The sequence below is a fragment of the Desmonostoc vinosum genome (genome assembly GCF_059505385.1).
Map to the genome: position 1 here is coordinate 36,789 of NZ_JCACKM010000047.1, position 11,252 is coordinate 48,040.

Annotated in this window: 12 protein-coding genes and 2 tRNA genes; all 14 read right to left on the bottom strand. The window is 37.5% G+C overall.

Going from position 1 to position 11,252, the window contains the following annotated elements; translation table 11 throughout:
• Positions 1-109 precede the first annotated feature (109 nt).
• A complete protein-coding gene (locus AC5JMF_RS08290) occupies positions 110-1,222 on the bottom strand; it encodes a polysaccharide pyruvyl transferase family protein (protein WP_495795226.1) in 1,113 nt (370 codons plus the stop codon).
• 42 nt (positions 1,223-1,264) lie between these two features.
• Positions 1,265-2,110, bottom strand: coding sequence for an FAD-binding protein (locus AC5JMF_RS08295; protein WP_495795227.1), 846 nt, complete (start codon positions 2,108-2,110; stop codon positions 1,265-1,267).
• A gap of 128 nt (positions 2,111-2,238) precedes the next feature.
• Positions 2,239-3,567 (bottom strand): ABC transporter ATP-binding protein, encoded by a 1,329-nt coding sequence (locus AC5JMF_RS08300; RefSeq protein WP_495795228.1) that lies wholly within the window; start codon positions 3,565-3,567, stop codon positions 2,239-2,241.
• 2 nt (positions 3,568-3,569) lie between these two features.
• A complete protein-coding gene (locus AC5JMF_RS08305) occupies positions 3,570-4,460 on the bottom strand; it encodes an ABC transporter permease (RefSeq protein ID WP_495795229.1) in 891 nt (296 codons plus the stop codon).
• 382 nt (positions 4,461-4,842) lie between these two features.
• A complete protein-coding gene (locus AC5JMF_RS08310) occupies positions 4,843-5,658 on the bottom strand; it encodes a WecB/TagA/CpsF family glycosyltransferase (RefSeq protein WP_495795230.1) in 816 nt (271 codons plus the stop codon).
• 600 nt (positions 5,659-6,258) lie between these two features.
• Positions 6,259-6,468, bottom strand: coding sequence for a hypothetical protein (locus AC5JMF_RS08315; protein WP_495795231.1), 210 nt, complete (start codon positions 6,466-6,468; stop codon positions 6,259-6,261).
• A gap of 64 nt (positions 6,469-6,532) precedes the next feature.
• Positions 6,533-6,616 (bottom strand) — tRNA-Leu (locus AC5JMF_RS08320).
• 18 nt (positions 6,617-6,634) lie between these two features.
• A complete protein-coding gene (locus tag AC5JMF_RS08325) occupies positions 6,635-7,765 on the bottom strand; it encodes an alpha-hydroxy acid oxidase (protein ID WP_495795232.1) in 1,131 nt (376 codons plus the stop codon).
• 376 nt (positions 7,766-8,141) lie between these two features.
• Positions 8,142-8,471 (bottom strand): hypothetical protein, encoded by a 330-nt coding sequence (locus tag AC5JMF_RS08330; RefSeq protein ID WP_495795233.1) that lies wholly within the window; start codon positions 8,469-8,471, stop codon positions 8,142-8,144.
• A gap of 32 nt (positions 8,472-8,503) precedes the next feature.
• Entirely contained in the window at positions 8,504-8,629 is a 126-nt protein-coding gene (locus tag AC5JMF_RS08335) for a hypothetical protein (RefSeq protein WP_495795234.1), read from the bottom strand.
• Between the two features lie 96 nt (positions 8,630-8,725).
• Positions 8,726-8,797 (bottom strand) — tRNA-Asn (locus AC5JMF_RS08340).
• A gap of 144 nt (positions 8,798-8,941) precedes the next feature.
• Complete coding sequence (locus AC5JMF_RS08345) at positions 8,942-9,493, bottom strand: NYN domain-containing protein (RefSeq protein ID WP_495795235.1); 552 nt, start codon at positions 9,491-9,493, stop codon at positions 8,942-8,944.
• Between the two features lie 415 nt (positions 9,494-9,908).
• On the bottom strand, positions 9,909-10,586 hold the full coding sequence (locus AC5JMF_RS08350; RefSeq protein ID WP_495795236.1) for an ABC transporter ATP-binding protein: 678 nt from the start codon (positions 10,584-10,586) through the stop codon (positions 9,909-9,911).
• A gap of 13 nt (positions 10,587-10,599) precedes the next feature.
• The gene (locus tag AC5JMF_RS08355) at positions 10,600-10,872 is read right to left on the bottom strand and encodes a UPF0367 protein family (protein WP_495795237.1); all 273 of its coding nucleotides are present in this window, start codon (positions 10,870-10,872) and stop codon (positions 10,600-10,602) included.
• Positions 10,873-11,252 lie beyond the last annotated feature (380 nt).

Here is an 11,252-nt window from a genome sequence, read left to right on the forward strand (position 1 = left end):
TACGTATGAACTATGTTTAGTATATTTTACAGAAAATACTTCCTTGACTGAATTCAAGCAAAGTATCAACTCAATTAGAATTATTATCTGAAATATATAGCTCAAAATCCTATTGTTCCAATTGCACGTTTTCGTCCTTAAGAGCATCAAACAGATAAGCTCTTGATCTGAAAATCTCCTTTTCTAGCTTCTCATCAACTAAAGAGTAATCTAGTTGTAATAAATTTTCACCAATAGAATTAGATTCCTCTTTTCCTACGAGTCTATTCATTAAATTTAGATTCTCTAGTAAATCACCTATTTTATTAGTCTTATATTTGTTAGCAAACACATTAAAAGGTTTCTTAAATTTTATAGCAAATATAGTTCCATGATAAGTATTTGTCACAACATATGATGCTTTACTTAAGTAACCTAACCATTCTTCAGCTCCAATAGCTATTAAGCTTTTATCTGCTATTTTCTTGAATGTACCAATAGAAATTATTGTAAGTTTACCAATTTCGGCTATTGCCTTGATGAAAGATTCTTGATAAGGCTCCATTTCTCCATCATGATAAACTAAGAGAAACTTTTGTTTCAACTTAGGAACTGCTTTAATTTCATTAAAATCAAATAGAAATGTAGGATCGAGTACCTGCGTTGCTAATCTGCCACATTCGTTTTCAATCAATCGTAAACTATGAGAATCTCGAACAGAGATAGCATCAAAATCGCTAATTAATTCACAGATTACCTTTTGGCGATCGCCAAGAGTATTCGTGTTGTTTACACTGGCTGCATAGCTGACTTTACGAAAAACTTTGCTATTAACAAAATCAAGAAAAAATGAAGAGTCAAAACCACGATATGAATCAAGACACCAAATTTGATCACTACCAGCTACTATCACATGATAATCTATAACCGAATTTTTTAATTCAATATTTGTGTGGATTCTATATCGACTTAATTTTATATGAGAATTTAAAAAACTATCCATCTTTAAACGCTTAATTAATAGGTTAACTAAAAACACTATGGTTTTTGGTCTGATCAATTGGCGTTTATTCGCTAGAGTCTTCTGAATATCCTTCCTATAGTACTGAATAGCAGAATGAGGTCTATAATCAATAATTTCAACCTCATAGCCTTGGCGTTCAATAGTTTTCATTAACGCATATGCTTGAAGAGTTGCACCATAATTTGTAGTATGATGAAATGTCAGAATTCCTACTTTCATTTTTATCTCCTTGCAACTATACTAAACTACATAATTTAGCTATCAATCAACAGTAATTACTTCCAGTAAAGCTACTTTCCTTTGTACAAAGTGTAATATTCTTACAAAATATATCAAGATAACTATAGGAAAACTACTGCTTGAATTGCTTAATATCCAATTATATGTTTTGGAAGAAAAAGCAGTTTTCCCAAAAGAAAAACCTTTAAATCGATTTAATATATGAAAATCAGCTTTCTTAAATACAGATCCACAATTAGGAGATGAATTGTCTTGATTCTTTTTTGACCACTTACACCTTTCGATTATAGGGTTTTCTTTAAAGCTTTTATTATTAAATTTAAAAGTAGCACTCAATATCAGACTTGATTTAATTCCAGTAAATATTGTTTCTCTATATCCTTTTATAACTTCTTCTTTTCTAACAGTTTTTATACAATTACTTTCGAAATCGAAAAAATTAATAGTTTCAACAAAATCATATATAGTAAGTTGATACTGTTTACCACGACCTGCGTTCATTGCTAACGCTCCACCAATAGTAGCTGGTACTGATGCGAGATAGTAAAAAGATTCAAATTGATTTTCATAGCAATACTTTAATACATCTATCACTAAAACGGATGAAGAAACTTCTAGTGTATTGTTTGGTAAAGCATTTACTTGTTTAATCAACTTGTTCTTTAAGACTAAGGATTTTACATTTTTTCCTGTAAATAAAGTGTTCGAGCCATTCCCTAATATATATACTTTGGTATTATTAGTCTTAGCCCAATCACAATATTCTCGAAATTGGTCTACTGTGTAAAATTCGCCGTATCTTTCAAAATAATGTGTAGTCCGATAAAAAGATAAACTATTATCTGTAAATGACTTTATACTTTCCATATCTTTGTTTAGCTCTAGTTATAAAGTAAACTATGAAACTCAGTTCATCTACCAGAATTTTACAAGTTACAAGTTTTCTCATTCTGACTGAATCTTAAACACTGTAGCTTTTATACGGTATTAATTCACTAATCGCTTAAATGTCCGGCTATCTTACTAACTGATTTCCATACTCGTGGCTGATAAAACATACATTTACTCATCGCTCCCTTTGCTGTTACTGTAAATCTAAAAGATTCAACAAAATCGAGTATGTAAAGTGAGTCCTTTTTTATAACAAACTTCATGGTGTATGAGCCAGGTTTCAGACATAAATATGGCATTTGAACCTGTAATTCAAAGACTTCTTGTTGATTTTCTCCAGAAAATATACTCAGTGCTTCACCATCATCAAAGCTGCTGACACGTAGAATAATATCACTTTCTCCGTTTAACTCTGCAATCACAAAACTAACGTAGACTTCATTAATTTCCTTATCTTTGTAAGCTTGATACTCTATACATAAACTTGTCATTTCACCACTTACAGGAGATTGGATAGTATTTCCCTCACTATCTCTAAAAAACATAGAAACAATATCAAAACCTAAACTTTCATTTTTAGGTTTTTTGGGTAAAGATATTCTTCCTAATTCTTTTTTACCACTGTTATTAAATAAATCCGCTTCATATTGATTCATGATTAAGTATGTATCTCCAGACTCAATTAACTGACCTTTCATTAAGTAAATTGCAGAGTTACATACAGTTAATATTGCGTGAGGTTGATGGCTAACTAATACGAAAGAAGTACCTTGTTGAAGTAATTCATGCAGTTTAGAGTAGCACTTTGCTCTAAACTTGATATCCCCTACAGCCAATACCTCATCAATCAGTAATATATCAGGTTCAGTATGTATTGCACTGGCAAACCCTAATCTTGCAGCCATTCCAGAACTGTAAGTTTGCACTGGTGCATCAATGGCATCTCCAATTTCTGCAAACTCTATAACTTCATCAAATCGCTCATCAATTTCTCGTTTAGATAAACCCAAAATTGACATGTTTGCATAAATATTTTCCCTCCCTGTCAAAATTGGATTAAATCCTGCTCCTAGTGCAATTAATGGTGCAACTCGACCATTAATTTCTACACAACCAGCATCTGGTTTAATTAATCCGGCGATAATTCGTAACAGCGTTGATTTACCACTACCATTTTTTCCTACTAAACCTAGCGCTTCACCTCGCCGCAATTGGAAGCTAACATTGTTCAACGCCCAAAATTCTTTTTCTCGTAGTTTATCGCTCTTTTCTCGCAACCCTAACAACTCGGAGGTAATATCTTGAACACCATATAACAAAGACCGCTTTAAGTCCCGACAAAACTTTTTGGAAACTCCATTAACAGAAAGAATAATATCATTTTCATTACTTTGCGGCATCGCTATAATATCTTGCTCATTAATACTGATCATGACTATGAACTAATCCTCTCGATTACAAAGGGCATTGCTAAGCGATAAACAATCCAGGCTAGAAGCAATCCTAATACCGTTAATAGACTCGCTACCCAAAATCCTTGAGGATCTGATATCACACCTGTTGTTGCTAATTCTCTTGTTGTTACCAACAAAGGTGTAACAGGATTGAATCTAACAATTGTGCCAAATACTCCGTTATCAGGAACTGGATAGACAACTGGGGTAATAAACAACCAAAGTCCAGTAAACAGAGTAATTCCCAGTGTAATATCCTGGAACAACCCTCCTAAAGGAGCTAACAGCAAACCAATAAACGTCCCTAGCAATATTAAATGAATTAATGCTACTGGTGCTAAGATTACACTCCAGGTAACTGGGATTTTAAACCAGATAAACAAGCCAATTATTAAAATTAGTTTGATACCAAAGTTGAAAAATACTTCGCCTAATTTGGCAAGAATTATTGCTTCACGAGGAAAGTTAATTCTTGCTAACATTGCTTTTGCAGATGTGACTGCTTGGATAGGCCCATTTAGTGATTCTACAAATGTTTGCCATAGAGTCATGCTAAACATGACGTAGGCAGGGTAAGGCAACTCTGTATTACCCAAATTGACAATGCCACTACCTTTAGCAAGAGTAAAACCAGCAGCTAAAATGACTGGAGGTATAAATGCCCAGAAAACTCCCAATAGTGACTGACGGTATTTAGCCCTAATATCCCGTATCAAAAGACGCAAAGCTAACTCTCGTGATGCTAACAAGTCTTGCCACATTTCTTTGAATAGTTGAAATGGGTGTCTCATTCGACTTTCAGGTCGATACACCACTCTGGGTGTTATTCGGCTTGTCAATGAATTTTTGCTGTTATTGATTGGTTTACCCATAATTTAGTTCCGTGAAGTCCACAAAGCTAACAGTTATCGCATCTAATCTAAAAGACGTTTATAGCTTGGTAGCTTCTCGGCAATAGTAGTGTCATATCACTTCACTAGCTTTTGGTTTTACTGAAAACTGATGCAAAAACATCAAGAATTTGTTCACAGTCTTTTTTCAAGACTGAGATGCAAGGACAATCTGAAGCTTCTATTTAGTCATCTGACTTATGTGGTTAGTATTCAATTTTTTGGTGCTACTTAATCTTGATTATTAGGATATTTGCTGGAAGATGGAAGTCTTATTGCAAAGCTACGCTAGATTATACTGCATAAGGTATGCAATACTGAGTTTTTGAGCAATGAATGGAAGGTAAATTTTCAGTCAGTTTGGTTATTCGACTTTCGATCGCAAGCTTCTTTCTCGAATTTGAAAAAAGTTGCCAAAATAGCTAGACATCAATAGTTGTTTGAGAGCTAGCAAAATGAAGGGGGGAATGGTTGTTACATACCGATGCCAGAGCCTACGTGGCTCTTGAAGCCAGCGATATAGCCATTCAAACCCTAAATCTCGAACTATACGGGGTGCCCTCTTTTGGATTCCTGCGTAAACTGGAAAAACTCCGCCTACTCCAATCATTACAGCTTGGATCTTACCTTGATGCTGAGCCATCCAATTTTCTTGTTTTGGACATCCCAAGGATACTAACACGATACCAGCACCACTGGAATTAATCTTTTCAGTCAAAGCTTCATCTTCTATTTCTGTTATAGGTCGAAAGGGTAGAGGTTCCATTGCTGCAATTTTCATTTGAGGAAATTCTTTCTCTAACCTTTTTCTCATTCTAGAAAGAATTTCTGTTTGAGAACCTACAAAAAAAACACTGAGATTTTGTGTTTGAGCTAGCTGACACAAAACAAGGAAAATATCCATTCCAGCGACACGGTCTTGGTAACGCGCCCCCATTTTTCGCATCATCCACACAAGAGGCATCCCATCAGGAGTAACCAAATCTGCATTTCGTAATACATTGGCAAAATCCGGATTCCTATGAGCTTCCATAAGCATGTGTACATTGGCTACACACACAGTTTTACTTTCATGGGTATTCGCCCACTTCAGTATTGTTTGTATCTGTTCGTCAAAGCGTAAGGCAGTAATAGGAAAATCAAGCACTTTTTGAGTAGGTAGAAACACTCTTCCCACCATAAATCACTCCTTGTGTCCAAGAAAAGAATCCACAGATTACTTAGACTATTGCAAATATTCAAAGAGTCAGTTGGGATGGTTCCCGACTTCTTATACTTGTGTCATTGTCAGAAGTTAACACATGGAGATACAGCAGTCTTCTCAGTATATCTTTGGCTTTCCCGGTAATACTAGAATTATTTGTTACTGTATCTTACTTTACTGGTTTAACCAAGACATTTCAGACGCTCATTAATAAAATTCATGCTTACTTCATAATTAATTTTCAATTGGTTCATGTAAACATTACAATTGCTACAAACTACTATTAAGTACTACAAACATCCATTTTTTATAGTGTTATTTATGCTACTAATAAATAGGCATACAGTACAATATGACCTTTGTCTAGTCAAGCAGTAGATTGTAGTACGTAAATACTTACTTGATAAGTTTAGTTTAAATTAGCGTTGATTTTGACAGGTAATCATTAGTTAAACAAATTAGATTTAACTTACTATTTTTTGTAAGTTAAGACAATAATTTTTTTTTATATTTGATATTGTTTACTACACATTTAAACTAGTTTCTGTATTGTGTAATACGCGATTTTTATTTTTTTCAACAAGAGCAATCCCCATAAAACAGGGGGAAGAAAACTTTTTCTTCCCCCTGTTGATTATTAATATCAATGTATGATTTGTTACTTTCCTTCAGTTTTCGACGTAGCATTTGTCTTTGTTTTTTGAGTTGTCGTTTTCTAGCAGAACCGCCTCTACCTTTATCATTTCTACCCTCTTTACGGGGTGATTCCCATCTTTTCAAACGCATATTCTGCACCCTCTCTTGTACTTAGTAGTTATTCTGATAGGCTTATAGATATCAGTTTTTTTAGTGGGCAGGAGGAGAATCGAACTCCTATGACCGCAAGGTCGCCACATTTTGAGTGTGGTGCGTCTACCAGTTTCGCCACCCGCCCTGATACCCAACTTTCCTATTATACTATATCTAAATGATTTTGCGACACTAAACTTAAGTCAATATCTTGTACCTTGGCATAGCCGCTGAGTGCCATTGCTACGCTTAGCTCAGTTTTTAAAATTGAAATAATGTGGGAAACACCTGTTTTTCCTGCAACTGCGAGTCCCCACAGAATAGGACGCCCGATTAGTACTGCTTTTGCTCCTAATGCTAAAGCTTTGAGAATGTCTGTACCACGACGAATACCACCATCTAAGAGGACTTCTACCCTACCATCAACGGCTGTTATGATTTCACTTAGGGCATCTAAAGAAGCGATCGCACCATCAAGTTGTCTACCACCATGATTAGAAACTATGATCGCTTTGGCTCCATAATCTACAGCACGCACAGCATCATCCCCGCGCAGAATTCCTTTAAGTACCAAAGGTAATGGAGATAAAGACTGTAACCACTCTAAGTCATGCCAAGTTACTGCTGGGTTTAGTTGCTCTGCAAAATAGGTAAACAATCCAGACTCACCTTTTTGGTGGTATATTTCTAATCCTGATATGCTAGTGAGATTAGCAAGATGTAAATCTGGTGGCAAGACAAACTCATTACGTTTATCTCGTTCTCGTTGTCCCAAAACAGGAGCATCAACAGTCAGACAAAGTGCTTTATAACCTGCTGCATAGGCTCTTTCTACCAAAGCACTAGTTAATCCTCGGTCTTTGTGGATGTAAAGTTGGAACCAGCGCAGAGAATTTGAATAGTCGTGACATGCAACCGCTACTTCTTCGATACTTTTGGTTGCCATTGTACTCAAAACCATGCCTACACCAGCTGATGCCGCCGCCAATGCTGTAGCAACTTCTCCATCTGGATGAGCCAGACATTGAAAAGCCATCGGTGCAATTAGTAAAGGTAGTTGCAGAGATTGTCCTAAAATGGAGGTATTGAGGTTGCGATCGCTCACATCAATGAGCATCCGAGGCCGTAACTTGACTCGTTCAAAGGCCGCACGATTATCTCGCAAGGTAATTTCGTCCCAAGCACCACTGCTGTAATAATCAAGCGCCATTAAAGACAGATGCTTTTTTGCTAACTGTTCGTAGTCAAAAAGGTTTATGGGTTGAAAGCGATCATTTGTTGATGCAACTGTCATCGCGGCGGGGTGTTTTGATTGCGACCAGAATTATAGTAGATCACTTTGAGTAGTACGATCACAATCAAAAATCATTAAACAGCTTTTTAGCGCTTTGCGATCGCTTTAATTACTAGACCTCTTGCAAAAGTCCTTCTTTGCGTTCTCTTCTCTGCGCCTCTGTCTTGAAAAGTTTCCTACGGAGGGAAACCCTCCTTCTCCTGACGGAGACGCTACGCGAACAGAACTTTTCGCTGCGCCTCTGCGTGTTAGCGTTCGCGAAGCGTCTCGTAGAGAAGCGGGGCGTAGCCCGACAAAAAATATTTATGCAAGAAGTTTGCTAATTCGCGTGTACAATGACGAGTCACTAATCATTTTGACGCGTCTTTACTATTTGTCATTGATCAATTGATTGATTCGGATTTGGCAATTCCTGCAACTTAGAAGGATTTTCTAGTGGCGATAGCTGCTCTTGTATCTGCTGCTTAGGGCTAATTTTTAAAGGTTTATCTGAAGAATGACGACTTCTTCGCAGCAGAAGTTGAATTTCTCTCTCTAGTTGTTCTCTACCCTGACTAAAAAAGTTTGGCTCTCTTGGGTTAATTGAACTATCAACTGTTCTTTGTAATTCGTTAGCACTAACTGATGTAGTTAATGATGCATCTGTCATCAGTAGCATAATTGTTACAGGCAAACTGGATATTATATTGTGCAAAAATTTATTCATTGTAGCCCTCCCATGAACAGGACAAATACCTGTTATCCAATCAGAGTAACTGTCTGACTTGCAACGCTAGTTGATGATTTCGCTGCATCAATGCCAATGTACCAGGTAACAGCGAACCCATAAAAGCGATCGCCCATAACACACATTATCTGTATCATTAAGAAATATTAAAGATAGATTAATGGTCATATTTAGCTAAATTCTGAAGAATAAAGCTTGAGATGACTTAATTTTATCTTTGATTTTTCACTTAACTCCCCAGACTGGATTCGAACCAGTGACCAATCGATTAACAGTCGATCGCTCTACCGCTGAGCTACTGAGGAACGCTCACAATTTATAATATTAACCCCAACCAATGCAATATGGCAAGTACTTTCGCAAATCTTTTTTCCACAGATGCCAAACTCTAGAATTTTTGCAGCCAGACCCCTCTGTTTAACTCCTACTGAGCTTTTAAAAGCTAGCATTTACTGTAATCCCATTCGTAGTTCTGCTAAACGCTGTCGTGCCTTAGCGTCAATAGCACTAGCTAAAAATCGACTTTTAGATTGTTTCCGTGTTTGATACTTGTGGCGCATCCGACAAACTGTAGCTTCCACTTCGCCACACAACTGTTGAGCCGAAAGCCATTCAGCCCCATACCCTTGCACCATTAGCTGCTGTGCCCGGTCTGATGTCGCAACAATCACGCGAGAAATTAATGACAGGGCTACCTGCTGGCGTAAAGCTGCACAGGCTTTTTCAATATAAGTATCTGCTGTCTGTCCATAATCAGTGTAATGAACTGTTAGTAGTTCATTAATAATCTCTTTATTGCTAGAACCGTTTTGATACTGAGCATCAAAGACCACTTGAGTTACATAACCTTGAAACGCACTGTAACCCGTCATTGCTTCTACAAGTTCCCAACGTGCCGCCTCAAGCCCAGCGCTATCACGGGTTTTCTTGAGGCAAGGCCAAGCGCCTATTATATTGTAGCCGTCTACCAGTAAAACGGCTTGAGATGAAGAGGGGGGCATGGTTTTCAATCACAAATTTTCTAGAGTTAACAAAATTCATTCATAAGTTTTATAGTAATTGATGCATTCTCTGTAACACTATGTTACAAAGAACAAAAAATTCCCATATGCTGACAAAACTTACCCCAAGACAGAGGTCTCAATCACACTTTTGTTTAGACTGCGATGGATGACCATAGGCTATTTGTTTACCTAGAAACAAGTCGCACATTCCCGTTTTCTGTTCTAAATGCTTATAGCTTCAGCGAGTTCCGCTGGAGCAGCGTTGTCTGTCGAGGGTGGCCAATTGAACTGAATAGACACAAAAGCCCTCGGCATAAAAAAGCAACACGTCTTGATGGAAAGGACGCATTGCTTTTGATCAAAATCAATTTTTCGTGAGTAGACAATTCAAGAGTCAGGTTTGGTGATTACCTTAAGAGACTTCATCATCCACCTCCATCATCCGTTGCTTAAGGCGTTGAGCTTCACCCCAATCAACTAAAGTACTCTTTTCTAGCAAAAAAGCACCGTCACAGTAATTCAACTCATCTAATCGATGCGTCACCCATAGGGCTGTGATCCCACGACTTTTAACGAGACGGCGGACACCAGCTACCAAATCTAGTTGACTATCAGGATCTAGTAAAGCAGTGGGTTCATCTAATAGTAAGACTTCACAGCGACGCGCGATCGCACCAGCGATCGCAACTCTTTGTTTTTGTCCTCCAGAAAGCGCATAAATAGGGCGTTTTTGCAGGGCAAGCAAATTCACTGCTCCCAGTGCTTCCTCAACTCTTGCTCTCACCACAGCAGGTGGTAGTTTTTCTTCCACCAATCCAAAAGCTACATCAGCGCCAACAGTTGGCATCACCAATTGGTGATCTGGATTTTGAAAAACAAAGCCAATAGGATGTAAAACCCGAATCTCTCCAGATTGGGGAACTAACAATCCTGCTAACAGTCTCAGTAGTGTTGATTTGCCACTGCCATTCGTACCTAAGAGCATCCAAAACTCACCTTTAGGCACTTCTAAAGAGCAAGATTTGATCGCTATCTCACCATTAGGCCAGCTGAAGTTTAAATTTTTTACCTCAATGCCCACTTCCGCCATTTGTAAACCTTGCTCACTCAGCAGCTACAGCAAAAAAGCCAGGTGGTCTACCACTACTAGTGGTTACGCCATCTTTTTGAATAATCTGAATTCCAGAAATTTCACTAGCGCGGACAGCAATTTTTTTCTCTGTCTTGCCCTCGCACTTTAATTCCACGATTTCAGGATTTCCAGAACGCATCGCTGCCAAAAGTAGCTGATAGACAGCTTCCGCATCCTCAGTTGACTTACGTTGTACTGAAATAGGGAAAGCAGTGTTTTTGATGCTTAGGTCAATGGTAAACATTTAACATTAATCAAATTTAACTGTAGAACTCATTTTAGCGTCCGCTGGTGGGTTTCAGGGAAATGAGTCAACAAGGACGTGGCACTGAGTAACTCCTGCTGACTGACTGGTATTCTCATCTGCCATAAGTAGTAAAAGTTAAGTTTTATCACAAATACCCCTAGAAAAATTAACGATTTTGACTTAATATGATTAGAGAAAGTAAAAAATTGTAAACTGGATTAATAATCCGGTTGTTTTTCTGCTTATGGATGGCTAAAAAATCGCTATCTATAATACAGATAAAACCTGTACTTATAAACCTTTGGAGATTTCTCTAATGACAATCGCAGTTGGACGCGCCCCAAGTAGCAGAGGGTGGTTTGACGTAGTAGATGACT

What these genes read in the sequence shown, in the direction of transcription:
- AC5JMF_RS08290 (WP_495795226.1), bottom strand. Translation starts at nt 1,222, where the DNA reads ATGAAAGTAGGAATTCTGACATTTCATCATACTACAAATTATGGTGCA.
- AC5JMF_RS08300 (WP_495795228.1), bottom strand. Translation starts at nt 3,567, where the DNA reads ATGATCAGTATTAATGAGCAAGATATTATAGCGATGCCGCAAAGTAAT.
- AC5JMF_RS08315 (WP_495795231.1), bottom strand. Translation starts at nt 6,468, where the DNA reads ATGCGTTTGAAAAGATGGGAATCACCCCGTAAAGAGGGTAGAAATGAT.
- AC5JMF_RS08325 (WP_495795232.1), bottom strand. Translation starts at nt 7,765, where the DNA reads ATGACAGTTGCATCAACAAATGATCGCTTTCAACCCATAAACCTTTTT.
- AC5JMF_RS08295 (WP_495795227.1), bottom strand. Translation starts at nt 2,110, where the DNA reads ATGGAAAGTATAAAGTCATTTACAGATAATAGTTTATCTTTTTATCGG.
- AC5JMF_RS08335 (WP_495795234.1), bottom strand. Translation starts at nt 8,629, where the DNA reads ATGATACAGATAATGTGTGTTATGGGCGATCGCTTTTATGGGTTCGCT.
- AC5JMF_RS08345 (WP_495795235.1), bottom strand. Translation starts at nt 9,493, where the DNA reads ATGCCCCCCTCTTCATCTCAAGCCGTTTTACTGGTAGACGGCTACAAT.
- AC5JMF_RS08310 (WP_495795230.1), bottom strand. Translation starts at nt 5,658, where the DNA reads ATGGTGGGAAGAGTGTTTCTACCTACTCAAAAAGTGCTTGATTTTCCT.
- AC5JMF_RS08305 (WP_495795229.1), bottom strand. Translation starts at nt 4,460, where the DNA reads ATGGGTAAACCAATCAATAACAGCAAAAATTCATTGACAAGCCGAATA.
- AC5JMF_RS08355 (WP_495795237.1), bottom strand. Translation starts at nt 10,872, where the DNA reads ATGTTTACCATTGACCTAAGCATCAAAAACACTGCTTTCCCTATTTCA.
- AC5JMF_RS08330 (WP_495795233.1), bottom strand. Translation starts at nt 8,471, where the DNA reads ATGAATAAATTTTTGCACAATATAATATCCAGTTTGCCTGTAACAATT.
- AC5JMF_RS08350 (WP_495795236.1), bottom strand. Translation starts at nt 10,586, where the DNA reads ATGGCGGAAGTGGGCATTGAGGTAAAAAATTTAAACTTCAGCTGGCCT.